At 64.3% G+C, this 26321-nt stretch carries 26 protein-coding genes and 1 tRNA gene; 24 read left to right on the forward strand and 3 right to left on the reverse strand.

Annotated elements, in window-relative coordinates:
* Nucleotides 1-4 precede the first annotated feature (4 nt).
* From ZAL01S_RS02365 to ZAL01S_RS02445, 17 genes are all read left to right on the forward strand, one after another.
* Nucleotides 5-268, forward strand: coding sequence for a phosphoribosyl-ATP diphosphatase (locus tag ZAL01S_RS02365; RefSeq protein WP_066079049.1), 264 nt, complete (start codon nucleotides 5-7; stop codon nucleotides 266-268).
* Nucleotides 269-306: 38 nt separating this feature from the next.
* Entirely contained in the window at nucleotides 307-1149 is an 843-nt protein-coding gene (gene hisG, locus ZAL01S_RS02370) for an ATP phosphoribosyltransferase (protein ID WP_066079052.1), read from the forward strand.
* 2 nt (nucleotides 1150-1151) lie between these two features.
* Complete coding sequence (gene hisF, locus ZAL01S_RS02375; RefSeq protein ID WP_066079055.1) at nucleotides 1152-1937, forward strand: imidazole glycerol phosphate synthase subunit HisF; 786 nt, start codon at nucleotides 1152-1154, stop codon at nucleotides 1935-1937.
* Entirely contained in the window at nucleotides 1930-2319 is a 390-nt protein-coding gene (gene hisI, locus ZAL01S_RS02380) for a phosphoribosyl-AMP cyclohydrolase (protein ID WP_066079058.1), read from the forward strand. The genes hisF and hisI overlap by 8 nt, the downstream gene beginning before the upstream one ends.
* Nucleotides 2316-2921 (forward strand): Trp biosynthesis-associated membrane protein, encoded by a 606-nt coding sequence (locus ZAL01S_RS02385; RefSeq protein WP_066079061.1) that lies wholly within the window; start codon nucleotides 2316-2318, stop codon nucleotides 2919-2921. Before hisI ends, ZAL01S_RS02385 begins: the two co-directional genes overlap by 4 nt.
* 76 nt (nucleotides 2922-2997) lie before the next feature.
* Nucleotides 2998-3222, forward strand: coding sequence for an HGxxPAAW family protein (locus ZAL01S_RS02390; RefSeq protein WP_066079064.1), 225 nt, complete (start codon nucleotides 2998-3000; stop codon nucleotides 3220-3222).
* 3 nt (nucleotides 3223-3225) lie between these two features.
* Nucleotides 3226-3999 (forward strand): indole-3-glycerol phosphate synthase TrpC, encoded by a 774-nt coding sequence (gene trpC, locus ZAL01S_RS02395; RefSeq protein ID WP_066079067.1) that lies wholly within the window; start codon nucleotides 3226-3228, stop codon nucleotides 3997-3999.
* Nucleotides 3996-5255, forward strand: coding sequence for a tryptophan synthase subunit beta (gene trpB, locus ZAL01S_RS02400; RefSeq protein ID WP_066079070.1), 1260 nt, complete (start codon nucleotides 3996-3998; stop codon nucleotides 5253-5255). Before trpC ends, trpB begins: the two co-directional genes overlap by 4 nt.
* Nucleotides 5252-6031: a tryptophan synthase subunit alpha gene (gene trpA / locus ZAL01S_RS02405; RefSeq protein ID WP_066079072.1), complete on the forward strand. Its 780-nt coding sequence runs from the start codon at nucleotides 5252-5254 to the stop codon at nucleotides 6029-6031. The genes trpB and trpA overlap by 4 nt, the downstream gene beginning before the upstream one ends.
* Nucleotides 6028-6939, forward strand: coding sequence for a prolipoprotein diacylglyceryl transferase (gene lgt, locus ZAL01S_RS02410; RefSeq protein WP_066079075.1), 912 nt, complete (start codon nucleotides 6028-6030; stop codon nucleotides 6937-6939). The genes trpA and lgt overlap by 4 nt, the downstream gene beginning before the upstream one ends.
* 54 nt (nucleotides 6940-6993) lie before the next feature.
* Nucleotides 6994-8451 carry a pyruvate kinase gene (pyk, locus tag ZAL01S_RS02415; protein WP_066079077.1) on the forward strand — a complete coding sequence of 486 codons (1458 nt, stop codon included), beginning with the start codon at nucleotides 6994-6996 and terminating at the stop codon, nucleotides 8449-8451.
* A 167-nt stretch (nucleotides 8452-8618) separates the two neighbouring features.
* On the forward strand, nucleotides 8619-9593 hold the full coding sequence (locus tag ZAL01S_RS02420; RefSeq protein WP_066079080.1) for a siderophore ABC transporter substrate-binding protein: 975 nt from the start codon (nucleotides 8619-8621) through the stop codon (nucleotides 9591-9593).
* Nucleotides 9594-9595: 2 nt separating this feature from the next.
* The gene (locus tag ZAL01S_RS02425; RefSeq protein ID WP_244875304.1) at nucleotides 9596-10561 is read left to right on the forward strand and encodes an ABC transporter permease; all 966 of its coding nucleotides are present in this window, start codon (nucleotides 9596-9598) and stop codon (nucleotides 10559-10561) included.
* Nucleotides 10554-11555, forward strand: coding sequence for an iron chelate uptake ABC transporter family permease subunit (locus ZAL01S_RS02430; protein WP_217995456.1), 1002 nt, complete (start codon nucleotides 10554-10556; stop codon nucleotides 11553-11555). The genes ZAL01S_RS02425 and ZAL01S_RS02430 overlap by 8 nt, the downstream gene beginning before the upstream one ends.
* Nucleotides 11552-12385: an iron ABC transporter ATP-binding protein gene (locus tag ZAL01S_RS02435; RefSeq protein ID WP_083522980.1), complete on the forward strand. Its 834-nt coding sequence runs from the start codon at nucleotides 11552-11554 to the stop codon at nucleotides 12383-12385. Before ZAL01S_RS02430 ends, ZAL01S_RS02435 begins: the two co-directional genes overlap by 4 nt.
* Nucleotides 12386-12403: 18 nt before the next feature.
* Nucleotides 12404-12485 (forward strand) — tRNA-Leu (locus ZAL01S_RS02440).
* 487 nt (nucleotides 12486-12972) lie between these two features.
* Complete coding sequence (locus ZAL01S_RS02445) at nucleotides 12973-13575, forward strand: ANTAR domain-containing response regulator (RefSeq protein WP_066079085.1); 603 nt, start codon at nucleotides 12973-12975, stop codon at nucleotides 13573-13575.
* Between the two features lie 54 nt (nucleotides 13576-13629).
* On the opposite strand, the gene ZAL01S_RS02450 is transcribed toward ZAL01S_RS02445, so the two are convergent.
* On the reverse strand, nucleotides 13630-14100 hold the full coding sequence (locus tag ZAL01S_RS02450) for a PaaI family thioesterase (protein ID WP_066079088.1): 471 nt from the start codon (nucleotides 14098-14100) through the stop codon (nucleotides 13630-13632).
* Between the two features lie 76 nt (nucleotides 14101-14176).
* Between ZAL01S_RS02450 and polA the strand changes: the two genes are divergently transcribed.
* The 4 genes from polA to rpsA all read left to right on the forward strand — a co-directional run bounded on the left by polA (nucleotide 14177) and on the right by rpsA (nucleotide 20662).
* Nucleotides 14177-16810 (forward strand): DNA polymerase I, encoded by a 2634-nt coding sequence (polA, locus tag ZAL01S_RS02455; protein WP_083522981.1) that lies wholly within the window; start codon nucleotides 14177-14179, stop codon nucleotides 16808-16810.
* Nucleotides 16811-16920: 110 nt separating this feature from the next.
* On the forward strand, nucleotides 16921-17202 hold the full coding sequence (locus tag ZAL01S_RS02460; protein WP_159421545.1) for a hypothetical protein: 282 nt from the start codon (nucleotides 16921-16923) through the stop codon (nucleotides 17200-17202).
* 20 nt (nucleotides 17203-17222) lie between these two features.
* The gene (locus tag ZAL01S_RS02465) at nucleotides 17223-18905 is read left to right on the forward strand and encodes a DUF885 domain-containing protein (protein WP_066079097.1); all 1683 of its coding nucleotides are present in this window, start codon (nucleotides 17223-17225) and stop codon (nucleotides 18903-18905) included.
* 305 nt (nucleotides 18906-19210) lie between these two features.
* Complete coding sequence (gene rpsA / locus ZAL01S_RS02470; protein ID WP_066079102.1) at nucleotides 19211-20662, forward strand: 30S ribosomal protein S1; 1452 nt, start codon at nucleotides 19211-19213, stop codon at nucleotides 20660-20662.
* Nucleotides 20663-20818: 156 nt separating this feature from the next.
* Here rpsA and ZAL01S_RS02475 read toward each other — a convergent pair whose 3' ends face one another.
* Nucleotides 20819-21448, reverse strand: coding sequence for a DUF4126 domain-containing protein (locus ZAL01S_RS02475; RefSeq protein WP_066079105.1), 630 nt, complete (start codon nucleotides 21446-21448; stop codon nucleotides 20819-20821).
* A gap of 79 nt (nucleotides 21449-21527) precedes the next feature.
* Between ZAL01S_RS02475 and coaE the strand changes: the two genes are divergently transcribed.
* Complete coding sequence (gene coaE / locus ZAL01S_RS02480) at nucleotides 21528-22163, forward strand: dephospho-CoA kinase (RefSeq protein WP_066079107.1); 636 nt, start codon at nucleotides 21528-21530, stop codon at nucleotides 22161-22163.
* Nucleotides 22164-22166: 3 nt separating this feature from the next.
* On the opposite strand, the gene ZAL01S_RS02485 is transcribed toward coaE, so the two are convergent.
* Nucleotides 22167-22835 carry an IMPACT family protein gene (locus tag ZAL01S_RS02485; protein WP_066079393.1) on the reverse strand — a complete coding sequence of 223 codons (669 nt, stop codon included), beginning with the start codon at nucleotides 22833-22835 and terminating at the stop codon, nucleotides 22167-22169.
* A 49-nt stretch (nucleotides 22836-22884) separates the two neighbouring features.
* Here ZAL01S_RS02485 and uvrB point away from each other — a divergent pair, with 49 nt between their 5' ends.
* Both uvrB and rlmN read left to right on the forward strand, forming a co-directional pair.
* Nucleotides 22885-24984 carry an excinuclease ABC subunit UvrB gene (gene uvrB / locus ZAL01S_RS02490; RefSeq protein ID WP_066079110.1) on the forward strand — a complete coding sequence of 700 codons (2100 nt, stop codon included), beginning with the start codon at nucleotides 22885-22887 and terminating at the stop codon, nucleotides 24982-24984.
* 70 nt (nucleotides 24985-25054) lie between these two features.
* Complete coding sequence (rlmN, locus tag ZAL01S_RS02495; protein WP_066079114.1) at nucleotides 25055-26284, forward strand: 23S rRNA (adenine(2503)-C(2))-methyltransferase RlmN; 1230 nt, start codon at nucleotides 25055-25057, stop codon at nucleotides 26282-26284.
* Nucleotides 26285-26321: the final 37 nt, after the last annotated feature.

A 26321-nucleotide genomic window follows, 5' to 3' on the forward strand; every position in this document is an offset into this window, starting at 1 on the left:
ACGGGTGAAGACCTTCGACTCGCTCTACGCAGAACTCACTGAGAAGGCCCAAACCCGGCCGGAAGGCTCCCGCACCGTGGCGGAGCTCCACACCGGCGTGCATGGAATCGGCAAGAAGATTGTCGAGGAGGCCGCAGAAGTGTGGATGGCGGCTGAGCATGAGAGTCATGAGGCGACGATCGAAGAGATGTCCCAGCTCGTCTACCACCTGCAAGTCATGATGATCGCGAAGGGCATCACCCCCGACGATCTTTACCGCGTGCTCTAGGCACGACCCCGCACTTTTCCCGCGTGACAAGGAACCCCATGCTCCGCATCGCTGTACCCAACAAGGGAATGCTCTCCGAAACCGCGGCGGCCATGCTCCGCGAAGCCGGCTACCGAGGTCGCCGCGACAACCGTGAACTCTCCGCCATCGACCCCGTCAACGACGTCGAATTCTTCTACCTCCGCCCGCGCGACATCGCCACCTACGTTGGGCAGGGCGTCCTGGACGCTGGCATCACCGGTCGTGACCTCCTGCTCGATGCTCGCTCGGAAGCCCGCGAAGTCCTCGAACTCGGCTTCGGCGACTCCACCTTCCGTTTCGCCTCTGAGCCCGGCCGCTTCACCGACCCGCGCGAACTCGCAGGCAAGCGCGTCGCGACGAGCTTCATCGGTCTGCTCGAGCGCTGGTTTGAGCGCGAAGGCATCGAGAACGTGACGCTCGTGAAGCTTGATGGTGCCGTTGAGAGTGCTATCCGTCTCGGCGTTGCGGATGCCATCGCGGACGTCGTCTCGACTGGCGGCACCCTCCGCAAGGCGGGCCTGGAGATCTTTGGCCCTGTCATCCTCGAGTCCACGGCCGTCCTCGTCTCCACGCCTGAGAAGGAGGCCGCCGCACAGACGCTCATGCGCCGCCTTGACGGCGTCATGGTCGCCCGCCGCTACGCGATGATCGACTACGACGCGCCGACCGACATCCTCGATGCCGCCGTCGCGATCACGCCCGGTTTCCAGTCGCCGACGATTTCGCCGATGCGCGACAGCGAGTGGGTGGCCGTGCGCTCGATGATCCCGCTCACCGAAGCGAACCAGATCATGGACCAGCTCCACGAGCTCGGTGCGCGCGCCATCCTGGTGACGGCGATTCAAGCCGTTCGGATGTAGCAATGACCGCAACGCTTCCCACACGCGTCATCCCATGCCTGGATGTGGCCAATGGCCGTGTCGTGAAGGGTGTGAAGTTCCAGGACCTCACCGATGCTGGTGACCCTGTTGAGTTAGCAGCGCGCTACGGTGCTGAGGGTGCCGACGAACTCACCTTCCTCGACGTCACGGCAAGCCACGAGGGTCGCGGCACGATGCTCGAGCTCGTCACGCGCACCGCCGAGCACGTGTTCATCCCGCTCACAGTGGGCGGCGGTGTCCGTTCGGTCGACGACGTCCACGCCCTCCTTGCCGCGGGTGCTGACAAGGTTGGCGTGAACTCGGCCGCGATCGGGCGTCCCGAGCTCGTCGACGAGATTGCTCGCGTGTTTGGTGCGCAGGTGCTTGTGCTCTCACTCGATGTTCGCCGATCTGACCGGCAACCGTCAGGCTTTGCTGTGACAACCCACGGCGGTCGGCGTGAAGCGGACTTGGATGCCATCGAGTGGGCACGCGAAGTGGTCGATCGTGGCGCGGGGGAGCTCCTCGTGAACTCGATGGATGCGGATGGCACGAAGCATGGTTTTGACCTCGAACTCGTCTCCCGCATCCGTGAGGTGTCCTCCGCTCCCGTCATCGCATCCGGGGGAGCGGGCGAACTCTCACACTTTGCTCCCGCGGTCGGGGCTGGTGCGGATGCCGTCCTCGCGGCGAGCGTGTTCCATCACGGCATCTTCACGATCGGCGAGGTCAAGCAGGCGCTTGCTGACGCGGGCCACCTCGTTCGTGAGGTGACGCCGCGTGCGTGACGTCGTCGAACTCAGTGACGCCGAGGTGGAGGAAATCATCGACTCCTGCACCTTCAACGCAGACGGCCTCATCCCGGCTGTCGTGACGGCAGAGGGCTCGGCTGAACTCCTCATGGTTGCCTGGCTCAACGCTGAATCGCTTCGCCTTACGCTCACAACTCGCGAGGTGACGTATTGGTCCCGTTCACGGCAGGAACTCTGGCGAAAGGGCGCGACAAGCGGTCACACACAGCGCCTCATTGAATGCTCACTCGACTGCGACCGCGATGTGTTGCACCTCGTCGTCGAGCAGGCGGGTGCTGCCTGTCACACGGGGACGCGCAGCTGCTTCGACGGCGATACGCTCGCCGTCCGCTTCGTCGCCTCGGAAGGAGCCGCATGAAACGCCTCATCCTCGCGCTCGGCGTCGTCGCCGCACTTGTCACGCTCATTGCCTGGTCGCAACCGTGGCTGACGCTGCATGGCGTCCTCATCTCTGGCGCCGAAACGAACGAGGAGCTGCGAGGTGACGCCGCCGCGCCCGCGCTGCTCCCGATTGGGCTTGCCTCACTCGTGCTGCTACTCGTCATGCTCACGCTCCGAGCACGTGGGGCTCGCATCCTCGGTGGCGTGCTCATGCTCCTCGGCGCCGCGAGCCTTGGCCACTCGGTCACAAGCTACGACCGTGCTGTTGTCGTCGGCCAAGAGCAGATGACAGCACACGGCACACAGCTTGCCTCGCAGTTCGAGAGCCTCGACGCGGTGAGCGCCGACGTCACCTTCATGTGGATCGTCGCAGCGATTGGCTCGGTCCTGCTGATGGCTGCCGGTATCCTGGCACTCATTACGGCGCCCAGTTGGGCAGGTGCAAGCACCCGATTCGAGCAACGCCCGGCTCGAACGAGTGTCACCGAAGCTGCCGACGAACCCCGCGCAAACCGAAACATTTCGCAGTGGGATCAGCTCAGCCAAGGTGCTGACCCGACCGACGACGTCGATCACTAGCCTCGCAGCCAGTCCAAGCATGTCCCTGCCACCCGCTAGACTGGCCAGGCCCGATTCAAACAAGGAGAACAGCCCCATGAGCGAGCACGCCGCAACCGCCGCGCAGCACCACGAGGACGAAGGCCACTCGGTCGCCGGTTGGATCGGTGTCATCCTGATTCTCGTCGGCCTCGCCGTCGCAGCCGCAGCGCTCTTCCTTGAGATCAACATGATGCTCTGGATCGGTCTTGGCGTCGCAGCGCTTGGCATTCTTGCCTGGCCCGTCCTCAAGCTTGCAGGCCTCGGACCGAAGAGCCACTAAGTCGTGCTCGCGGAGCTGCTGGCCGGATCCCTCCAGGATGCGCAACAGCGCCGTGAAGTGATCTCCACGGCGGCTGTCGAACGCGCCGCCCTGAAGCGCGAACCCGCGCTCGATGTCGCGGCGATCTTCGCGCCGCGGGAACGCGTTCATATCATTGCCGAGGTGAAGCGGGCCAGCCCGAGCCGCGGTGAACTCGCCGCGATTCAGGACCCTGCTGATCTTGCCGCTGCGTACGAACGCGGCGGTGCGAGTGCTGTGTCGGTGCTCACGGAGCAGCGACGGTTCCGCGGATCCCTCGACGACCTCGATGCCGTGCGTGCGCGAGTGCGCGTGCCGGTCCTTCGCAAGGAGTTCATCGGCGAGGAGTACCAGCTCCTCGAAGCCCGCGCCCACGGTGCTGATCTGGCGCTCCTCATTGCGGCGGCGCTCGATCAGAAGACCTTCGAGCGTCTCGCGGAGTTCACGCGTCAGCTGGGCATGACGCCGCTGCTCGAGGCACATTCGAAGGACGAGGTGCTTCGCTGCCTCGACGCCGGTGAAGGATTCGTCGGTGTCAACGCACGCGACCTCACGACCTTCACCCTGCATCCAGAGCGCTTCGGCGAGCTGCAATCACTCATCCCGAGGGGCACGATTCGTGTCGCTGAATCGGCCGTCGCCACGCCCGCCGACGTGCGCAACTATCGGGATTCCGGCGCTGACGCGGTGCTCATCGGCGAAGCCCTCGTGACCAAGCACGACCCCACCGCAACCCTGGAGAGTTTCCTCAACGCATGACCCACGAGCTCCGCAACGCCCACGGCCCGTACTTCGGTAAGTTCGGCGGCCGATTCATCCCCGAGAGCCTTGTCGAGGCACTCGATGAACTCGCTGCCGCCTGGGCGGAGCTCAAGGCTGACCCGAGCTTCCACACGGAAATGGCACGGCTTCACCGCGACTACTCGGGCCGCCCATCCCTGCTGACCGAGGCACCTCGCTTCGCGGCACGCGCAGGCGGCGCGCGCATCTTCCTCAAGCGTGAAGACCTCAACCACACCGGCTCGCACAAGATCAACAACGTCCTCGGTCAGGCGCTCCTCACGAAGCGCCTCGGGAAGACTCGCGTCATCGCCGAGACGGGTGCCGGTCAGCACGGCGTCGCAACGGCCACCGCTGCTGCGCTCTTCGGTCTTGACTGCACGATTTACATGGGCGCCGTCGACACGGCACGACAGGCGCTCAACGTGGCCCGCATGCAGCTGCTCGGAGCCGAGGTCATCGCCGTTGACGCTGGCAGCGCGACTCTCAAGGACGCCATCAACGAGGCCATGCGCGATTGGGTCGCCCACGTCGACACGACGAACTACGTGTTCGGCACAGCTGCTGGCCCGCATCCCTTCCCGGAGCTCGTTCGCGACCTGCAGGCGATCATTGGTGAAGAAGCCCGCGAGCAGATCCTCGCGATGACGGGCAAGCTCCCGACCGCGGTGCTCGCCTGCGTCGGCGGCGGCTCGAACGCGATCGGCATGTTCCACGCCTTCCTCGATGACCGCGAGGTTCGCCTCATCGGCCTCGAAGCTGCCGGCGACGGCGTCGACACGCCCCGCCACGCCGCCACCATCTCGCGCGGCCGTCCAGGTGTTCTCCACGGTGCGCGCACGATGCTCCTCCAGGACGAAGACGGCCAGACCATCGACTCACACTCGATCTCCGCCGGTCTCGACTATCCAGGTGTCGGCCCCGAGCACTCTTGGCTGGCCGACATCGGTCGCGCGGAATACCAACCCGTCACCGATGCCGAAGCGATGGAGGCGTTCCAGCTCCTCGCTCGCACCGAGGGCATCATTCCGGCCATCGAGTCGAGCCACGCCCTTGCGGGTACCCTCCGCCTCGGCCGCGAACTCGGTCCCGACGCGACGCTCGTCGTGTGCCTTTCGGGCCGCGGCGACAAGGACATGAGCACGGCGCTCGAATGGTTCAAGCTCGGCGACGCCGACCGGCACGACTCAGAGCTCTCACCCGCTGAGGGACACGACGAAGGAGTCGAGGCATGACGACCGTTGCAGACGCGATCGCCCGCGCAAACTCGGAGCGGCATGGTGCGCTGATCGGCTACTTGCCGCTCGGTTTCCCGGATATCGACACCTCCGTTGAAGCCGCCATCGCCCTCGTGAACGCTGGCGTCGATGTGCTTGAACTCGGACTCCCGTACTCGGATCCGGTCATGGATGGCCCCGTCATCCAAGCCGCCACTGTCGAGGCCCTCGCGAAGGGATTCCGCGTGCGGGATGCCTTCGATGCCGTGCGCCGCATCCACGCGGCGACCGGTACGCCGGTCCTCATCATGAGCTACTGGAACCTCATCCTCCAGTACGGCGTGGATGCGTTTGCGCGCGAGCTCGCCGAAGCCGGGGGAGCAGGGCTCATCACCCCGGACCTCATTCCCGATGAAGCTGGCGAGTGGATTGCCGCCTCAGAACAGCACGGGCTTGAACGCGTCTTCCTCGCAGCACCAACCTCTTCTGCCGACCGATTGACGCTCATGACCGAGCAGTCGCGCGGTTTCGTGTACACGGTCTCCACGATGGGCACGACCGGTGCGCGTGAGGATGTCGACGAAGCCGCCCGCGGGCTCGTCGCCCGTCTGCGTGTCGCAGGCTGCACGAGCGCCTGCGTCGGGATCGGCATCTCGACGCCCGCCCAGGTGCGCGACGTGCTTGAATACGCGGACGGCGCCATCGTCGGATCGGCGCTCGTTCGTGCCCTTGCTGAGGGCGGCATCCCCGCGCTCACTGATCTTGCCCAGAACCTCGCGGAAGGGACCCGATGAACATCCTGTCGATTCCAAGCCCGCCGCTTGAGTGGTCGGTGCTGCACCTGGGGCCGTTCACGATCCACGTGTACGCCCTGTGCATCCTCACCGGAATCGTGGCCGCGACGATCTGGACGAACAAGCGCCTCACCGCGCGCGGCGGAGAACCGTGGGTGGTCATTGACATCATCCTGTGGGCCGTGCCGCTCGGCCTGCTCGGTGCGCGGCTTTACCACGTGTTCACACACCCAGGCGACTACTTCTACGACGGCGCTGACCCGATGCGGATCTTCTACATCTGGGAGGGCGGCAACGCGATCATCGGCTCACTCATGGGCGGTGCCATCGGCGCCTGGATTGGATGCCGTCTCGCTGGCATCAAGCTGTGGTCGTTTGCGGATGCGCTGGCGCCCGCCATGCTCCTCGCACAAGCGATCGGCCGTCTCGGCAACTACGTGAACCACGAACTCTTCGGCTGGCCGACCGACCTCCCGTGGGGTCTGCAAATCGAGTCGACAAATCCCGCCTATCCGGCTGGTCTGCCCGACGGTCTCCTGTTCCACCCCACCTTCCTCTACGAAATGATCTGGAACCTCATCGGGGTGCTCATCATCCTCGTACTCGAGCGGATGTTCCACATGCGGTGGGGACGCGCCTTCGCGGTGTATCTCGTCTCGTACGGCCTTGGCCGGATGTGGATCGAATCGATCCGCATGGACTACTCGGAGATTATTCTCGGCTTGCGCTCGAACGTGCTCGGCGCGCTCATGCTCGCCCTTCTTGGTGTGGGGATGCTCGTGTGGTTCCACCGGCAGCACCACGACGACGAAGCGAGCATCTATCTGCCCGGTCGCTCACCGGCCGAGCGTATGAGCTCTTCAGCTGAGGTGTCAGCTGAAGACGCTAACCTGACCCCGACGCCCTAGCCCACGGCGTCACCCCACGGTGAGCGGCGCACCGCGCCGAGAGACGGAGTCCCTGTGCCCCGGAGAGCCAAGATCGTCGCGACCCTCGGTCCCGCGGTCAACACCCCTGAAGGCATCCGCGCCCTGCTGTCGGCCGGCGTGAACGTGACGCGCTTCAACCTCAGCCACGGCGACCACGCCCTGCACGCGGAGAACTACCGCCTCGTCCGCGAGGCTGCCGAAGAGCAGCAGCGCGCCATCGCCATCCTTGTGGATCTGCAGGGGCCGAAGATTCGTCTTGGCCGCTTCGCGAATGGCCCGCACGAGCTTGCCGAAGGCGACATCTTCACGATCACGACTGAAGACGTCGAAGGGACGAAGCAACTCGTCGGCACGACGTACAAGGGCCTTCCGCAGGACTGCAACCCCGGCGACCCGATCCTCATCGACGACGGCAAGGTCATGGTCCGCGTCATCGATACGGACGGCGTTCGCGTGCGCACGCGCGTCGAAGTCCCGGGCGCTGTCTCCAACAACAAGGGCATCAACCTGCCCGGCGTTGCCGTGAACGTCCCCGCGCTCTCTGAGAAGGACGAGGACGACCTCCGCTGGGCCTGCCGCATCGGTGCCGACCTCATCGCGCTCTCCTTCGTTCGCGGCCCCGAAGACATCACGCGTGTCCACGAGATCATGGAAGAGGAGGGCGTTGTCCTTCCTGTCATCGCGAAGATCGAGAAGCCGCAGGCCGTCGACCGCCTCGCAGAGATCGTGGATGCCTTCGACGGCGTCATGGTCGCCCGCGGCGACCTCGGTGTCGAGCTTCCGCTTGAAGCGGTGCCGATCGTCCAGAAGCAGGCCATCGAGCTCGCACGTCGTCGAGCGAAGCCCGTCATCGTGGCCACGCAGATGCTCGAGTCGATGATCGAGAATCCGCGCCCGACCCGCGCCGAAGCGTCCGACTGCGCGAACGCGGTCCTCGACGGCGCTGACGCGCTCATGCTTTCGGGTGAGACGAGCGTCGGTGCGCACCCCATCCAGGCAGTTGAGACAATGGCACGCATCATCGCTTCGACCGAGGATCACGGCCTTGACCGCATCCCGCCGCTCGGTACCCGCCCGTTTACGCAGGGCGGCGCCATCACGCTTGCCGCTGCCGAAGTGGGGGAGTTCCTTGGCGCGAAGTACTACTGCGTGTTCACAGAGTCGGGCGATTCTGTCCGTCGCATGTCGCGCCTTCGCACGGGCATCCCGCTCCTCGCGTTCACGCCAAATGAGGCGATCCAGCGCCGTATGAGCCTCTACTGGGGTGTCAAGGCGTTCAAGGTTGACCGTGTGACCCACACGGATGAGATGTTCCACCAGGTCGACGAGGTGCTGCTCGAACTGGGTCTCGCGGAGCGCGGCGAGAAGGTCGTCATCGTGGCAGGTATGCCACCGGGCATCGTCGGTTCAACGAACGACCTTCGCGTGCACCGCATTGGCGACGCCATGGATCAGGCCGCACCGGCCTACGAGGGTCGTCACCGCAAGTAGTGTCAGGCCCCGCTGTCCTGCGGTGGCGGGGCTTTCGACCGCAGCTTGCACAACTTTCTTAGGTAAGGCTAACCTTAGTTCCGCGTTGCCGGTCGATCGAGACCGGCTCCCGCCAGGAACGCTTCGCCACTCTGCGCGAAGACTGGCCACCGATCGAAAGGACTCTCATGCGTCGACGTTTGAGTGCGCTCACCGCCCTCGCCGCCGCCGTGTCGCTTGCGCTGACCGGTTGTGCGGGTGCTCCCGAGCAGCCCGCCAACAGCGCACAGTCGCTCGGAAACCCGGCATCGGCCGACCTCACCCTCATGGACTTCTCGGGGAAAGAAACGACGCTGGAAGCAGTTCCGCAGCGCGTCGTTGTGCTCGAGTACGCCGCCCTTGACACGCTCCACACGCTCGGCCTCGACCAGGCCGTCGTGGGCGTGCCCAAGAAGACGCTGCCGGAACACCTCAATGGCTTCGCTGCAGAGTCGACGACTGACACGGGCACCCTCAAGGAGCTTGACTTCGAGGCCATCGCCGCTGCCGACCCGGACCTCATCCTCATCGGCCCACGTTCGGCCGACTTTGCTGACCAGCTGGGCGAGATTGCCCCCACCGTGAACGTGACCGCAGACACGAAGCGTTTCCTCGACTCGACGATCGAACGCGCCGAGGACCTCGCTGGCCTGTTCGGCATGCAGGAGGATGCGAAGCCCTACGTCGAGAAGATTCGCGCCTCGATCGAGGATGTCAAGAGCAAGTCGAACCAGGAATCGGCGATGTTCCTGCTCGTCTCTGGCGGCAAGGTGAGCGCTTTTGCTTCCGGCCACACCTCGCGCTACAGCTTCATCTTTGATGAGCTCGGCTTCACCCCGGCGGGTGAGGTGAAGGAGTCGGAGTCTGGCCACGGCCAGGAGGTCTCCTTCGAGTTCATCGCTGAAGCGAAACCTCAGCACCTCTTCGTCCTCGACCGCGACTCGGCTATCGGCCAGTCGGGTCAAGCCGCTGAAGCTGTGCTCGACAACGAGCTCGTGAACTCCACCGACGCTGCCAAGAACGGCAACATCACCTACGTGGACGGCCGCAACTGGTACGTCGTCACCGGTGGCCTCACGACGATGCAGACGATGCTCGAAGAAATCTCGGGCGGCCTGAAGTAGTCGTGGCGAATCTTCGCTCGCTCATGGCGAGGAGGGGGCTCTGGGGCCTCCTCCTCGCCGTTGTGCTGCTCGCGGTCGTATCGCTCATGGTTGGCGCTGGCACGCTCGGCGCGGATGGGGCGCCCGACTTTCTCGGGGTGAGTCGCCTCCCGCGCACGCTGTCGCTGCTGCTTGCTGGATCCGCGATCGCAATCTCGGGTATGCTCATGCAGATCCTCTCTAGGAACCGTTTCGTGGAGCCTGCCACGGCTGGCACGAACGAGGCTGCAGCGCTCGGTGTCGTCGCTGTGTCGATCCTCGCCCCGGGTGTCCCGGTCTCGGTGCGCCTCGTTGCTGCTGCCCTCGCAGCGCTCATCGGCACGGGCGCCTTCATGCTCATTCTTCGACGCGTACCGCTGCGGGACCCGCTCATCGTGCCGCTCATCGGCATCATGCTGGGTGGCGTCATCGGCGCCGCAACCACGATGCTCGCGATCCGGCACGACCTCATGCAGTCGCTCTCGTCACTTTCGACGGCGAATTTCTCGGGCGTGCTCGAGGGCCGATACGAGCTTCTGTGGCTCGTCGGTCTTCTCGCGCTTGTCGCGTTTGTTGCCGCGGACCGATTCACGGTTGCCGGCCTCGGGGATGACGTCGCTACGAACCTTGGCGTGAGCTCAGGCAATGTCCTCGCGCTCGGCCTCGGTGTCGTCTCCATCACCGTCGCGGTCGTCGTCGTCCACGTGGGCGCCCTACCCTTCCTCGGCCTCATCGTCCCGAACGCAGTCTCGATGCTGCTCGGTGACAACGTTCGCCGGACCACTCCCTGGGTGGCGCTTTCAGGTGCCGGGCTGACGCTGCTGTGCGACCTCATTGGCCGCCTGGTTGTGTACCCGTTCGAGGTGCCGGCCGGGCTCGTGATGGCGGTCCTCGGCGCCGTGCTCTTCCTCGTCATGCTCGCGCGAAAGGGGCGTCGTGGTCTTGCCTAAGCTCACGTCCTCATCCACCCCGCTCCGCCGCCGGGCAGCGTGCCTCACCAAACGTGATGTGCTCGTGCTCGCCGTGCTCGCGGCCCTCGCCGTAACCGCAATCGTGCTGTTCCTCACGATCGGCGTACGCGGGAACATCGGATACATCATGGCGCGGCGCAGTGCGGCGGTCATGAGCCTCGTACTCGTCGCGATCGGTATCGCGGTCTCCACGGTCGTCTTCCAAACGCTCACAGCGAACCGCATCCTCACCCCCTCGATCATGGGCTTTGACAGTCTGTACGTCTTGATACAGACCGTGGCGGTGCAAATTTTTGGTGCCGCTGGCCTTGCGGGGCTCGGCGCGGTACCACGGTTCCTCATCGAGGTGGGGCTGCTGCTCTTGCTCGCAGTGATCCTCTACGGGCGCCTGTTGAGTGGTCGGGCGGATGTCACGAAGCTCCTCCTCATCGGAGTGGTCGTCGGGATGCTCTTCCGCGGCCTCTCGAACTTCGTCCAGCGTGTCATGTCGCCGGATGTGTTCCTTGTGCTGCAGGACCGGATGTTTGCAAGTTTCTCTCGTGTGCAGGCGGATCTCTTGCCGTGGGCTGCAACGCTCGTGTGCACTGGTCTTCTGCTCGTTCTTGTTGATCGGCGTCGACTTGATGTGCTCGCACTCGGGCCCGATCTTGCCCGTGGGCTTGGTGTCGACCCGGACCGTCTGCGGGTTCGTCTGCTCGCTGCGGTCGCGCTCATGGTCGCGGTTTCAACGGCGCTTGTCGGCCCGGTGACCTTCTTTGGCCTTCTCGTGGCGCATCTCGCCTACCAGTTGCTTTCGACGCAGCGTCATTCGATCGTGCTGCCGGCAGCATCCCTTGCAGCTGTTGTGGCGCTTGTCGGCGGACAGCTCATCATCGAGCATGTGCTGCCATTCGAGGCATCGTTGTCCATCATTATTGAGCTCGTCGGCGGGCTCGTGTTCCTCGCGCTCATCCTCAGGAGGTCTTCGACATGATTTCGATCGAGTCCGTCGCGAAGCGCTACGGCGAGCAACTCATCATCGACGACGTGAATCTCACGATCCCGCGCGGGGGAGTGACCGCCGTGATCGGCCCGAACGGCGCAGGCAAATCGACGCTACTCAAGGTGATGAGCCGGTTGGAGCCGCTCTCGGCAGGTGTGGTCACGGTGGATGGCCTGGATGTGTCGACAACGAAGTCTTCGGTGCTGGCAACACGTCTTGCGGTGCTCCGTCAGGAGAATCACGTGACGATGCGCCTGACGGTGCGTGACTTGGTGGCTTTTGGTCGCTTCCCACATTCGAACGGGAAGCTCTCGCCGCGCGATGGGCAGCACATTGATGAAGCCCTCGCCTTTCTTGGCCTGACGGAGCTCGCGGATCGAAGTCTCGATGAACTCTCCGGCGGTCAGCGTCAGCGCGCCTTTGTGGCGATGGTGATCTGTCAGGACACGGACTACGTGTTGTTGGATGAGCCGCTCAACAATCTCGATATGCGGCATTCGGTCATGATGATGCAGCACTTGCGGCGTATCGCACTCGAGCTCGGCAAGACGGTCGTCATTGTGCTGCACGACATCAATTTCGCGAGCGTGTATGCGGATCGGATCATCGCAATGCGTGATGGTCGCGTGCTCCATGAGGGGCCAACGAATGAGATCATGACGAGTGAGCGGCTCGCGGAGCTCTACGACCTCTTCATCCCAATTCATGAGGTAGAGGGCCGCCGGATCGGCGTGTATTACTGGTCGCCGCAGTTGCCGACGCGTTCTGGTTCGCGTGGTGAACCGCGGGATGATGCGGAGCGCTCAGCCGATTCCGTCTAGAGTGTTGCTGTCACCCCAGCCGGCTTGGCGGAATTGGCAGACGCGGCGCACTCAAACTGCGCTATCGAAAGGTGTGCGGGTTCGAGTCCCGCAGCCGGCACAAAACCCCGCGATCCACCCTTGTGGTGGTCGCGGGGTTTTTCGTCGGTGGCGGGCGAGGACTCTGCACGGGGGTCCCCATCGCCGGTACGAGACAGCGCCCAACACGCAAACGCACCCTGCGCACCCGCCGTGGCGCTGTCGAGCCGTGTCGATGGGGCGGGTTCGAGTCCCGCAGCCGGCACAAAACCCCGTGATCCACCCTTGTGGTGGTCGCGGGGTTTTTCGTCGGTGGCGGGCGAGGACTCTGCACGGGGTCCCCTTCGCCGGTGATCTCGATACACGGCCTGCGGCCGCACTCGGTCACCTCAGCCGTGCGCGCTCGATCACCTCGCACTGAGCTGGTCGAGTAGGGCGCAGCCCGTATCGAGACCACGCAGCGAAATGCTCAGCCACATCACATCGGGTGCGTGCTTCTCGCAAGAGCACTCCACGACATCCACATCTCGTCCACGCGCCGCCGCGTGTCGGGGCTTAGACTCGCATGCGTGACTGACCACGAAGCATCGCAGACTGCACGGAGAGTCGTCGTCGCTGAAGACGAATCGCTCATCCGCCTGGACATCGTTGAGATTCTCCGCGACAACGGTTTTGACGTTGTCGGTGAGGCTGGCGACGGCGAGACCGCTGTCGCGCTCGCCAAGGAGCTTCGCCCCGACCTCGTCGTCATGGACGTCAAGATGCCGCAGCTTGACGGCATCTCGGCTGCAGAGCAGCTGTCGAAGGATTCCATCGCTCCGGTCGTGCTCCTCACCGCCTTCAGCCAGAAGGAACTCGTCGAGCGTGCCACCGAAGCTGGCGCCCTGGCGTACGTCGTGAAGCCGTTCACGCAGAATGACCTCCTTCCGGCGATCGAGATTGCCCTTGCCCGTCACGCGCAGCTCGTCGCCCTCGAAGCCGAGGTTGCTGACCTCACCGAGCGTTTCGAGACGCGCAAGCTCGTCGACCGTGCGAAGGGCCTGCTCACGCAAAAGATGGGCCTTTCGGAGCCTGAAGCATTCCGTTGGATTCAGAAGGCGTCGATGGACCGTCGCCTCACCATGCACGAGGTTGCCGAGGCTGTCGTGAAGCAGCTGTCGGCGAAGAAGTAGCCATCAATGCGCTGAGGGCCCACCACGCGGTGGGCCCTCAGTCATGTGTAGCGTCTACTTCCGCTTGCGGATGAGGTTCGTGATGCGAACCGTCGAACACCGGGTCCCGTGTTCGTCGCGCACGACAATCTCATGGACGGTGAGCGAACGGCCCAGCTTGATCGCCGTGCACTCCGCCGTGACCCAACCGCTCGTCGCTGAAGCGGTGTGCGTCGCGTTGAGGTCGATTCCGACCGCGAAGAAATCGCCGCCCTCGAGCGACTTCGCGTGCACATTCGCGGACATCGAACCGAGCGTCTCACCGATGACGCAGTAGGCGCCGCCGTGGAGCAGCCCGATCGGTTGGCGGTTGCCGTCGACGGGCATCACGGCGATCGAGTGTTCGGCGCTGAGCTTCACGATGCGGATGCCCATGTTCTTGTTGAGTTCGCCGATCCCGCGACCGTGCGTCACATCGAGCTGGTCGGGAACCGTGTGTCCGTTGATCTCGGGGAGTTCGCTCACATCTGCGCTGATGGGTTCCATGGTGGCCTTCCTCGGGTCATCTTCTGTTCTCGACAGTAGAGTGACTGGGGTGACTGAGCAAACGAAGCCCACCCTCATGGTCATTGATGGCCACTCGCTCGCGTTCCGCGCCTTTTTTGCGCTGCCGGTCGAGAGTTTTGTCACCGCGGATGGACAGCACACGAACGGCATCCACGGCTTCATTTCGATGCTGCTGACGCTCCTCAAGGATAAGGATCCGACGCACCTCGCAGTCGCCTTCGACATTTCCCGTCACTCGTTCCGCACGCGTGAGTACCCCGAGTACAAGGGAACGCGCGAGGCAACGCCACCCGAGTTCAAGGGCCAGATTCCGCTCTTGCGCGATGCCCTCCACGCGATGGGCATCCAGACCCTCACGAAGGAAGACTTCGAGGCGGATGACATCCTCGCGACCCTCGCGAAGCAGGGCCAAGATGCTGGCTACAAGGTGCTCGTTGTCTCTGGTGACCGCGACACGATCCAGCTTGTCAATGACGAGGTGACGCTGCTGTACCCGTCGGTGCAGGGTGTCTCGAAGCTCAAACGCTACACGCCTGAAGCGGTCGTCGAGAAGTACGGTGTGCGCCCTGAGCAGTATCCGGACATGGCGGCGCTCGTTGGTGAAACGAGTGACAACCTGCCGGGTGTGCCGAAGGTGGGCCCGAAGACGGCAGCGAAGTGGATTCAGAAGTACGGCTCGCTCGGTGAGATTCTCGCGCACGAGGATGAGATCTCCGGCAAGGTGGGGGAGTCGTTCCGCGAGCACAAGGGCGAAGCGATCCGCAACCGCAAGCTCAACCAGCTCCGCAACGACGTCGAGCTCGATGTGAAGCCCGAAGATCTCCTGCGTACGCCGATGAATGTGGATGCGATCCGTGAGGTGTTCACGCGCCTCCAGTTCCGCACGCTGCAAGAGCGCGTCCTCAAGCTTGCCACCGAGAACGGCGCCGTTGAAGCGCATGACGAACCCGCTGTGGCAGCTCCCATTCGTGAGGGCCTCCTCGATGAGGACCTCGAGAAGTGGCTCGAGACGCAGATGAAGGAATGCCCGGGTGGCCTCGGCCTTCGCGTCATCGAGCACGGCGGCGCGATTGCTACCATTGGCATTGCTGGCACGGAGGCCACGGAGCTTCGTTGGGTTCCGGGCCGCGCCGACTACGCGCCGCTCGAAGCCTGGCTTGCCTCGGATGCTCCCAAGCGCGTCTTTGAAGGCAAGCCCCTCATCAAGGCGCTCGAGGGTGCGGGGCTGACCGTCGGCGGCGAACTCCGTGATGGGCAGCTCGCGGCGTGGATCACGCGTCCCGCGAATGCTCCGAAGCGTCTTGCCGAGCTGGTGCAGATGACGCTCGACGAATCTCTGCCCGAGGCGGATCCGAATGCTCTCGCGGGTCTCGAAGAAGACGAGCCCGCCTTTGCCGCCAGCGATTCGTGGTTCATCCGCCGCGCGGGCGAAGCCGCCGAGGAACGTATCCCGGAACCGACGAAGGACGTCTTCGACAAGATCGAGACGCCGCTCGTGCCGGTGCTCTCGCGGATGGAGCGCCGCGGCATCGCGATTGACGTGCCCTTCCTGCAGGGCCTTGCTGATGAGCTCAGCGCGAAGATCGTCGACTACCAGGCGGCTGCCTTCGAGGCGATTGGTGGCAAGGAGATCAACCTGTCCTCGCCTAAGCAGCTCCAGACCGTGCTCTTCGAGGACCTCGAGATGCCGAAGACGCGCAAGACGAAGACCGGCTACTCGACGGACGCGGATTCGCTGGCTGAGCTCGAACGCACCTCGCCGCATCCCTTCCTTGGGGCGCTGCGTCAGCACCGCGATGCGACGAAGCTGCGTCAGATGATGGAGTCGCTGCTGAAGGCCGTCGGCCCGGATGGCCGCATCCACACGAGCTACGTGCAGACGGGATCTGCCACGGGACGTCTTGCGTCAACGGATCCAAACCTGCAGAACATCCCGATTCGCACCGAAGAGGGTCGGAAGATCCGTCGCGCGTTCATTGCGAGCGAGGGCTTCGAGACGCTCTTCACTGCAGACTACTCGCAGATCGAGATGCGCATCATGGCGCACCTCGCCGAGGACGAGGGCCTCATCCATGCATTCAATGAGGGCGAGGATCTGCACCGCTTCGTGGGCTCGCAGGTGTTCGGTGTCGCGCCCGAGGATGTGACGCCGGAGATGCGTTCGAAGGTGAAGGCCATGTCGTACGGTCTTGCCTATGGGCTCTCGGCCTTTGGTCTGTCGAAGCAGCTGCAGATTGAGGTTGCCGAGGCGAAGCAACTCATGAACGGCTACTTTGCCCGCTTCGGCAAGGTGCGCGACTACCTGCGCAACGTCGTCCTCAAGGCCACCGAGGACGGGTACACGGAAACGATCTTCGGTCGCCGCCGTCCGTTCCCAGAGCTCTCGAGCAGGAACCGACTCGTCCGCGAGAACGCACAGCGCGCCGCGCTCAACTCGCCGATCCAGGGCTCGGCCGCCGACATCATCAAGATCGCGATGCTCGGCGTCGACCGCCGTATCCGTGAAGAGGGTCTCGCTTCGCACCTGCTCCTGCAGGTGCACGACGAACTCGTGCTCGAAGTGGCACCGGGGGAGTCGGAGGCGCTCGAGCAGATCGTTCGCGAAGAGATGGCCGGTGCTGCTGACCTGTCCGTGCCGCTTGATGTTTCGGTTGGCCGCGGCGCGAACTGGGATGAGGCGGGCCACTGAGCACCCCCGTCGACGAGGCGCTCCTCCGGGTGCTTCACGCCCGCGACTTCAGCGAACTGAGTGGGCGCGCCCGCGACTAGCGGGACGCCGTCATCGAGCACCATATGCGGATGGGTGAAGACCCTGCCGAGGTGTTCGCGGAGCTGCCTCCGGTCGAGGACTACATCGTGAAAGCCCTCCACGATGACGCGCTCGAGTCGGAGGGACAGCTTCAGCAGTACTCGCTCGCCCGGCTCCTCGCGCAAGACCCGGACCGGCCAGATCGTGCCGAGCATGAAGCTGCAGCCGATCGCGTCGACGAGCGCCTGTATCGAGCGATTGGAATTGCCTATCCGACGCTCGCCCGCGCTGCCTGGCGTGCGATTGCGGGCCTTCCTTCTCAGAGGGCGTGAGGGCGCGCTAGGCTTCGGCCATGACCGCTCTTGAGCAGGGCGCATCGCGCCCCACCACTGACATGGACCGTGTTGCTGAGCGCTGGGCTGACGCTGAGGTCGCCCTCGCTCCCGAGTATCGAGTTGAGCTGGGTCTTCCCGGCGACACCGCCGAGTACAGCGATCTGTCCCCGGCAAGTTTTGACGCCCGCCGCAGCGCCGTCACGAAGGCACTCGCCGAGGTGCAGTCGACCGACACCGTCGACGAGATCGACGAGGTCACGAAGCTTGAGCTCGTGCGCGTGCTGGAGCTTGAGCTCGAGCAGCTCGACGCTCGCATCGGCTACCGCGATATGAACAACATCGCGTGCCCAGCACAAAACGGCCGCATGATCTTCGACCTCATGTCACAGGAATCCGCCGAGGACTTCGACGCGATCGCCCGCCGTATGGCGAACCTCCCCGCCTACTTCGAGGGCTACAAAGAGACGCTCCGCACGGGTGCTGCCGAGGGCAACACGGCAGCGAAGCGTCAGGTGCACCTCGTTATCGAGCAGACGGAGGAATACGCCAAGCAGGGCGGCTTCTTCGACCAGCTCGCTGAAGGCAAGGCCGCCCAGTCGGTTGCGGATGACTCGCTGAAGCGTGCCCTCGTGGCCGGCGCGGAGAAGGCCCGTGTTGCCTACGCGGAGCTTGCCGACTTCCTCAAGAACGAGTACCTCGACAAGGCCACTGAAGCAGACGGCGTCGGCCGCGAGCACTACAGTCTCGCCTCCCGCGGCTTCCTCGGCGCGAAGATCGACCTCGATGAAACCTACGAGTGGGGCCTCGAGGAACTCGCCCGCATGCGCGCCGAGCAGGAGGCGATCGCGAAGGAGATCCTCCCCGGCGCGACCGTGCAGGAAGCGATCGCGCACCTCGAGCAGGACACTTCTCGCAAGCTCATCGGCACCGAAGCGCTCCGTGAATGGATGCAGCGCACGAGCGACCAGGCCGTCGCCAACCTCGCAAAGACACACTTCGACATCCCCGAGCCCATGCAGCGCCTCGAGTGCATGATTGCTCCCACCCAGGAAGGCGCGATCTACTACACCGGTCCCTCGGACGACTTCTCGCGCCCCGGCCGCATGTGGTGGTCGGTGACGCCAGACACGAACGAGTTCGACACCTGGCGTGAGCTCACGACGGTGTACCACGAGGGCGTTCCGGGCCACCACCTGCAGATCGCCCGCGCAACGTACGTGAAGGACCAGCTCAACGCCTGGCGCCGCCGGAACTGGACGTCCGGCCACGGCGAGGGTTGGGCGCTCTACGCGGAGCGCCTCATGGAGCAGCTCGGCTACCTCGATGACCCGGCCGACCGTCTCGGCATGCTTGATGGTCAGCGGATGCGCGCCGCTCGCGTTGCCCTCGACATCGGTGTCCACCTCGGCAAGGAGATCCCGGAGGGTGGCAAGACCTGGGACTTCGAGTACGCGCTCAACTTCATGCGCGAAAACGTGAACATGCCTGACGGCTTCATCCAGTTCGAGACGAACCGCTACTTCGGCTGGCCCGGACAGGCCCCGGCCTACAAGATCGGTCAACGCATCTGGGAAGAGGTGCGTGCCGAATCCGAGCGCCGCGCCGGTGCTGACTTCGACCTCAAGGCGTGGCACACGAAGGCCCTCAACCTCGGAGGTGTTGGCCTCGACACGCTGAAGCAGGTGCTCCTCGGCGAGTAGCCTCGCGAGGCCCTCACCACTGGGCGCGCTGGGGCGGACGAGCATCCGTCCCTGGCGCGCCCAGTGGCGTATCCCGCCGAGTGCACAAGCTGCGCCGCATCCACATCCATCGACCCTTCGATTCGGCGGCGACCCGACGTGCGACACTCGGGCGTGTTGCCCTAGATACCGGGGGAGCACTAGGGTGGACGGGTGCGTGTTTTGCGCACAATTCCTGTCCATTCCCCGGACGGCACGCGAGTGTTTACCAGAGTGTAGACGGTGCCGCTCGGGCCGAGTACCCAATCCAATCGGAGCACTCCTACATGACCACGACTACGACCGACAAGGCAGCCAAGCAGGTCGCCATTAACGACATCGGCTCGGCTGACGACTTCCTTGCGGCGGTCGAAAAGACCCTCAAGTTCTTCAACGACGGCGACCTCATCGAAGGTAGCGTCGTTCGCATCGACCGCGACGAGGTGCTCCTCGACGTCGGTTACAAGACCGAGGGTGTGATTCCCTCGCGCGAGCTTTCCATCAAGCACGACGTCGACCCGAACGAGGTCGTTCAGGTTGGCGACACGGTCGAAGCTCTTGTCCTCCAGAAGGAAGACAAGGAAGGCCGCCTCATCCTCTCGAAGAAGCGCGCACAGTACGAGCGTGCCTGGGGCGATGTTGAGCGCATCAAGGAAGACGACGGTGTTGTCACCGGTACCGTCATCGAGGTCGTCAAGGGTGGTCTCATCGTTGACATCGGCCTCCGCGGCTTCCTCCCGGCTTCGCTCATCGAGCTCCGCCGCGTGCGCGACCTCACCCCGTACCTCGGCCAGGAGATCGAGGCCAAGATCCTCGAGCTCGACAAGAACCGCAACAACGTGGTTCTCTCGCGTCGCGCCCTCCTCGAGCAGACCCAGTCGGAGACGCGTTCGAACTTCCTCAACGCACTCCAGAAGGGCCAGGTCCGTAAGGGTGTCGTTTCGTCGATCGTGAACTTCGGTGCCTTCGTTGACCTCGGCGGCGTTGACGGTCTCGTCCACGTCTCGGAGCTCTCGTGGAAGCACATCGAGCACGCTTCGGAGGTTGTCGAGGTTGGCCAGGAGGTCACCGTCGAGATCCTCGAGGTCGACATGGACCGCGAGCGTGTTTCGCTCTCGCTCAAGGCCACCCAGGAAGACCCGTGGCAGGTGCTCGCTCGCACGCACGCCATCGGCCAGATCGCCCCGGGTAAGGTCACCAAGCTCGTTCCGTTCGGTGCCTTCGTCCGCGTTGCAGACGGCATCGAGGGTCTCGTCCACATTTCGGAGCTCTCGACGGGTCACGTCGAGCTCGCCGAGCAGGTTGTGTCGGTTGGCCAGGAACTCTTCGTCAAGATCATCGACATCGACCTCGACCGTCGCCGCATCTCGCTCTCGCTCAAGCAGGCGAACGAGGGTGTCGACCCCGAGGGTACGGACTTCGACCCGGCGCTCTACGGCATGCTTGCCGAGTACGACGAGGCCGGCAACTACAAGTACCCGGAGGGCTTCGACCCGGAGACCAACGAGTGGAAGGAAGGCTTCGAGGAGCAGCGCGAGGCTTGGGAGCAGGAGTACGCTCTCGCCCAGTCGCGTTGGGAAGCTCACAAGAAGCAGGTTGCTCAGGCTCTCGAGTCGGAACAGACCGCCGAGGCAGTTCCTGCCCAGGCAGCTTCCTACTCGAGCGAGTCGACCGGCGCCGGTACCCTCGCCGACGACGAGTCGCTTGCAGCTCTCCGCGAGAAGCTCGTCGGCAACTAGTCGATCCTGCATTCGCAGCACTGGGGCGGTCCTTCGGGGCCGCCCCTTTCGCGTGCCCGCGTGCCCCACCCATGAAACAGTTCAGGTCGCAGTTGTGACCTCAGGTGGCGATACCTCAGGTCGCAACTGCGACCTGAGCTGGAGTTGGTACGCGGGCTACGCGGCGGCGGGGACGTCGGGAGACTTCGTGCCGCGAGCCTTGAGGCGGTCACGCATGCGGCGGAAGGTGCTCCACATCCACCAGAACATGAGCACGAGGGCGAGCAGCAGCACGAGCACCAGCACGGGGATGAGGATCGCCGCGAACACGAGGCCCACCGACATGGCATCCTCACCGACGGAGAGGACCGGGGCAGCGGCACCAACGCTCACCGTGTTCGTGGCGGCACGCGTGCCTGCCTTCCCGGCGTGCACAACGAGCGCCGTAATGACGCCGATCACGACCGGCACCCAGGCGTTCGACTGCCACCATTCGGCCGGGTTCTGAATCGCAGCCGTCTGCGCAGCCGTGCCCGCGCCGAAGACGATGCCACCGGCGGTCGGGCGAATGACGGTCTGGACGACATCGTTGATCGAGTCGATCGCTGGGATCTTGTCGGCGACAAGCTCAAGCACGAGCAGGACAGCGATGATGCCGAGCACCCATTCGTTCTCGAGCCATTCCCATCCCGCCGGAAGATTCACGAGGTCGGTGAAGCGGCTCAACAGGCCGAGCGAGAGCATGGGGATGAAGGCGTTGAGGCCACTCGCGGACGCGAGGCCGGCACCGGTGAGGACTTCGAGCATTGGGGCTCCTTTCCGGAGTAGTCTGCCAGAGGAAGCCCATGAAGAGCCTCGTCAATGAAGCGAGTGAGAGGAGCCCATCGTGACCACGATCGCCCTGACAGGTGGCATTGCCTCGGGTAAGTCGACGATTGCGGCGCACCTTCGTGAGCTCGGCGCGCACATTCTCGACGCGGATGCCTTCGCTCGCCGTGCCGTTGAGCCGGGCTCGAAGGGGCTCGCGAAGCTCGTGGAACGCTACGGGGATGCCATTCTTGCCGAGGACGGCTCGCTGAACCGTCAGGCTCTCGCCGACATCATCTTCAACGATGAGGCCGAGCGCGAAGCGGTCAACGAGATCCTCCATCCGGAGATTCGCCGCATGACGGGGGAGGACCTTGAGGCGATCCGCGCGGATGAGCCCGATGCGATCATCGTGCACGACATCCCGCTCCTCGTCGAAGCGCGTCACAACTACGACTACGACGAGATCTGGGTCGCGGAGGCTCCTGCCGAGCTCCGCATCGAACGCCTCGTTGAGGGCCGCGGCATGAGCGTTGAGGATGCCACCGCGCGCGTGAAGGCGCAGGTGGATGACGCTGAGCGCCGTGCCCTCGCTGACGTCCTCATCGACACGAGCGACACGATCGAGTCGACCCTCGCTCGCGTCGAGGAGGAGTGGGCACGCATCGAGGCTGGCGAGGCAGCCGAAGCGCCCACCGTCTCGTACGACGCGTAGTCGCTACGAGACTGCCCGTTCGATCCATTCGCGGCCGGCGGGGCGGAGCGTTCGTCCACGTCCAAGCTGGGCGACGATCGTTTCTGCACGGGCCTGCTCCTCTGGCGTGCCGTCGAGGGTGAGTGTCAGGGTCGCAGCGCTCGCGCCGTAGCTTGGCGGCAACAGGTCGAGCCCGCGAGTCCGGAGTTCATGTTCCCAGCGTCCCGCCTCGGCATGCGGTGCGTCGAGTTCCCAGAGCGTCCGCTCATCGCGCTGGAGCCACTGCACCTGTTCAAGTGCTGCGCTCGTCGCATCCCCATAGGCACGGACGAGGCCGCCAGCACCAAGGAGCACGCCACCAAACCAGCGCACGACGACCGCCACAAGATCGCTGCACGGCACGTCACCGTGGGGTCGAGCGCCGATGAGGGCATCGAGGATCGGTGCACCGGCCGTCCCCGAAGGCTCACCGTCATCGTTCGAGCGGCGAAGTTGACGGTCAGCGCCGATGACGAACGCCGAGCAGTGGTGCCGCGCGAGACGGTGCTCAGCACGCACCATCGCAATGAACTCGCGTGCCTCGGCTTCGTCGCTCACGCGCTCGATGAGGCACAGGAAGCGCGACTTCTTCTCGACGATTTCCGCACTCCCGAGCCCGCGTGGAACCAGGTAACTCGGCGCGGATGACAGCATGCTCGCCATCTTCTCATGCGCGCCACGGAGCACGCTCTAGGCTCGAAGCATGGAACCGACGCGTGTGGTGCACCCATTCCAAGTGGTGAGCGAATACAAGCCTTCCGGTGATCAGCCGCAGGCCATCGCCGAACTCGCGAAACGCATCCGTGCCGGTGAGCCGGATGTCGTACTCCTTGGTGCGACCGGTACCGGTAAGTCGGCAACGACCGCGTGGCTCATTGAGGAGCTCCAGCGGCCCGCGCTCATCCTCGCCCACAACAAGACGCTCGCCGCGCAGCTCGCGAATGAGTTCCGCCAACTCTTGCCGCACAATGCGGTCGAATACTTCGTCTCGTACTACGACTACTACCAGCCCGAAGCGTATGTGCCGCAGACGGACACCTTTATCGAGAAGGACTCGTCCATCAACGAAGAGGTCGAGCGCCTTCGCCACTCGACGACCAACTCGCTGCTGAGTCGTCGCGACGTCGTCGTGGTCTCAACCGTCTCATGCATTTACGGTCTCGGTAAGCCGGAAGAGTACTACGAGCAGATGCTCGCGCTGCACGTGGGCGATGAAATCCCGCGCCAGGAACTCATCCGCCGCTTCGTGAATATGCAGTACACGCGCAACGATGTCGCGTTCCAGCGCGGTACCTTCCGCGTGCGCGGCGACACGATCGAGATCATCCCGATGTACGAAGAGCTCGCGATTCGTATCGAAATGTTCGGCGATGAAATTGACGCCATTTCTGCGCTCAACCCGCTCACGGGCGATGTGGTGAAGGAAATGGAATCCGTGAGTGTGTTCCCGGGTTCGCACTATGCCGCACAAGAGTCGGTCATGCGCCGTGCCATGGGCACGATTCGCGATGAGTTGGATGACCGCCTGCAGGTCCTCAATCGCGAGCAAAAGCTTCTCGAAGCGCAGCGCCTCAAGATGCGCACGACGTTCGACCTCGAAATGATGGAGCAGATCGGCTTTTGTTCCGGCATTGAGAACTATTCGGCGCACATTGACGGTCGAAAGCCGGGGGAGCCGCCGCACTGTCTGCTCGACTATTTCCCGGACGACTTCATCACGATCATTGATGAGTCGCACGTGACGGTCCCGCAGATTGGCGCCATGTATGAGGGGGATGCGAGCCGCAAGCGCACGCTCGTCGAGCACGGCTTCCGGCTTCCCTCCGCGCTCGACAACCGTCCGCTTCGCTGGAACGAGTTCGAGGAACGCGTTGGCCAGACCGTCTACCTCTCGGCAACACCCGGCAAGTACGAGCTCGCCCAAGCCGATGGTGTCGTCGAGCAAATCATCCGCCCAACGGGCCTCTTGGACCCGAAGATCGTCGTGAAGCCATCCAAGGGGCAGATCGACGACCTGCTCGAAGAAGTCCGCGTGCGCGTCGAGCGGGATGAGCGCATCCTCGTCACGACACTCACGAAGAAGATGGCGGAAGATCTCACCGACTTCCTCGGCGAACACGGTGTGCGCGTTCGCTACCTCCACTCGGACGTTGACACGCTCCGCCGCGTCGAGCTCCTCACCGAACTCCGCCAGGGTGTCTACGACGTCCTCGTCGGCATCAACCTACTTCGTGAGGGCCTCGACCTTCCGGAGGTGTCGCTCGTCGCAATTCTGGATGCCGATAAGGAAGGGTTCCTGCGCTCATCCACCTCGCTCATCCAGACCATCGGTCGTGCCGCTCGAAATGTATCGGGTGAAGTGCACATGTATGCGGACACGATCACCGATTCGATGGCTTTTGCGATCGAAGAGACCGAGCGTCGACGCGAAAAGCAGATCGCGTACAACACCGAGCACAGCATCGACCCGCAGCCGCTTCGGAAGAAGATCGCGGACATCACCGATCAGCTCGCCCGCGAGGAGCAGGACACCGAAGAGCTCCTCGCCACGCGCCGTGGCCGCTCGCGAGCCGACCACTCCCAGCAGAACGCCCCGCGGAAGAAGGCGCCGACGCCGCGTCTCAAGCGTGAGGGCATCGCTGCCGAGGGTGCATCCGAGCTCGAGGTCCTCATCGAGGACCTCAACGGGCAAATGCTCGAGGCCGCAGCCGAGCTCAAGTTCGAGCTCGCTGCCCGCCTTCGCGACGAGCTGCAGGACCTCAAGAAGGAACTCCGCGCAATGGAGAAGGCTGGCCACGCGTAAGCACAGCACGAGCTACGGCCCGAACGGCTCCGGCGCGTTCGCCACCGGGCCGCGTAGGCTTGGGGACGTTATGCGCACTGAGAAGCCAGCTCGTCCCCGTCCCCGCCCCCAGGTTCGACCCACCGCTGAAGGTTGGGTGCAGCCGATGGGCCCCGATGGGCGTCCGCAGCTGCAGTTTGCGCAGCGTCCCCGCGTGCGCCAGCCTGACCGTCACCTCGCCGACATGTCGCTTGAGGAGCGGAAGGAAGCGCTCAAGGAGATGGGGCTGCCCGCCTTCCGCGCCAAGCAGCTCTCGACGCATTACTTCGAGCACTACACGACGAAGCCCGAAGAGATGACCGACCTTCCGGCAGCGGATCGTGAGCGCCTCGCGAAGGAGTTCTTCCCGACGCTCCTCACGGAAGTGCGCCGCTTCACGACCGACCGCGGCGACACGATGAAGCTGCTCTGGCGTTGCTTTGACGGTGTCCTCGTCGAGTCAGTGCTCATGCGTTACCCCGACCGCATCACGCTGTGCGTGTCCTCGCAGGCGGGCTGTGGCATGAACTGCCCGTTCTGCGCGACCGGCCAGAACGGCCTCACCCGAAACCTCTCGACGGCGGAAATCGTCGACCAGGTGGTGCAGGCGAACCGGATCATCGCGAATGGTGAACTCGGCGGTGGCCGCCCGAATCCGTCGCGCAACGCGAGCGATGTCGAGCGCGTCCACAACATCGTGTTCATGGGCATGGGGGAGCCGCTTGCCAACTATAAGCGCGTCATGAATGCCGTCCGCCGTATGGTCGACCCGGCACCCGAAGGTCTTGGCATGTCGGCTCGCGCGATCACGGTCTCAACGGTTGGTCTCGTGCCCGGCATCCAGAAGCTCGCGGAGGAGAAGCTCCCGGTCACCTTCGCGCTCTCGCTCCACGCACCGGACGACGGACTCCGTGACGATCTCATCCCGGTGAACAGTCGTTGGAAGGTGGGGGAGGCCCTCGACGCCGCCCGTGAATACTTCGACAAGACGGGCCGTCGTGTGTCAATCGAGTACGCCCTCATCAAGGACATGAACGACCACGGTTGGCGTGCAGATCTCCTCGCCGACCTCCTCAATGAACGCGGGCGCGGCTGGGTGCACGTGAACCCGATTCCGCTCAACCCGACACCGGGCTCGATTTGGACGAGCTCAGAGCCGGAAGTCATGGACGAGTTCGTCGAGCGACTCCGTGCGAAGGGCATCCCGACGACGCTCCGCGATACGCGAGGCAAGGAGATCGACGGCGCCTGCGGCCAGCTCGCCGCCTCCGAGCAGCAGTAGCGCTCGTTCGCTGGCAGCTGCAACACACGAACAAATG

Origin of the sequence: [Zimmermannella] alba NBRC 15616 (assembly GCF_001570905.1) — a bacterium.
Taxonomy (GTDB): Bacteria; Actinomycetota; Actinomycetes; order Actinomycetales; family Microbacteriaceae; genus Pseudoclavibacter; species Pseudoclavibacter albus.

Bases quoted from the DNA above. Each gene is read 5' to 3' on its own strand.
- hisG (WP_066079052.1), top strand. From the start codon at position 307: ATGCTCCGCATCGCTGTACCCAACAAGGGAATGCTCTCCGAAACCGCG.
- hisF (WP_066079055.1), top strand. From the start codon at position 1,152: ATGACCGCAACGCTTCCCACACGCGTCATCCCATGCCTGGATGTGGCC.
- ZAL01S_RS02385 (WP_066079061.1), top strand. From the start codon at position 2,316: ATGAAACGCCTCATCCTCGCGCTCGGCGTCGTCGCCGCACTTGTCACG.
- ZAL01S_RS02390 (WP_066079064.1), top strand. From the start codon at position 2,998: ATGAGCGAGCACGCCGCAACCGCCGCGCAGCACCACGAGGACGAAGGC.
- trpB (WP_066079070.1), top strand. From the start codon at position 3,996: ATGACCCACGAGCTCCGCAACGCCCACGGCCCGTACTTCGGTAAGTTC.
- trpA (WP_066079072.1), top strand. From the start codon at position 5,252: ATGACGACCGTTGCAGACGCGATCGCCCGCGCAAACTCGGAGCGGCAT.
- lgt (WP_066079075.1), top strand. From the start codon at position 6,028: ATGAACATCCTGTCGATTCCAAGCCCGCCGCTTGAGTGGTCGGTGCTG.
- ZAL01S_RS02420 (WP_066079080.1), top strand. From the start codon at position 8,619: ATGCGTCGACGTTTGAGTGCGCTCACCGCCCTCGCCGCCGCCGTGTCG.
- ZAL01S_RS02435 (WP_083522980.1), top strand. From the start codon at position 11,552: ATGATTTCGATCGAGTCCGTCGCGAAGCGCTACGGCGAGCAACTCATC.
- ZAL01S_RS02450 (WP_066079088.1), bottom strand. From the start codon at position 14,100: ATGGAACCCATCAGCGCAGATGTGAGCGAACTCCCCGAGATCAACGGA.
- polA (WP_083522981.1), top strand. From the start codon at position 14,177: ATGGTCATTGATGGCCACTCGCTCGCGTTCCGCGCCTTTTTTGCGCTG.
- ZAL01S_RS02460 (WP_159421545.1), top strand. From the start codon at position 16,921: ATGGGTGAAGACCCTGCCGAGGTGTTCGCGGAGCTGCCTCCGGTCGAG.
- ZAL01S_RS02465 (WP_066079097.1), top strand. From the start codon at position 17,223: ATGACCGCTCTTGAGCAGGGCGCATCGCGCCCCACCACTGACATGGAC.
- rpsA (WP_066079102.1), top strand. From the start codon at position 19,211: ATGACCACGACTACGACCGACAAGGCAGCCAAGCAGGTCGCCATTAAC.
- ZAL01S_RS02475 (WP_066079105.1), bottom strand. From the start codon at position 21,448: ATGCTCGAAGTCCTCACCGGTGCCGGCCTCGCGTCCGCGAGTGGCCTC.
- ZAL01S_RS02485 (WP_066079393.1), bottom strand. From the start codon at position 22,835: ATGCTGTCATCCGCGCCGAGTTACCTGGTTCCACGCGGGCTCGGGAGT.
- uvrB (WP_066079110.1), top strand. From the start codon at position 22,885: ATGGAACCGACGCGTGTGGTGCACCCATTCCAAGTGGTGAGCGAATAC.
- rlmN (WP_066079114.1), top strand. From the start codon at position 25,055: ATGCGCACTGAGAAGCCAGCTCGTCCCCGTCCCCGCCCCCAGGTTCGA.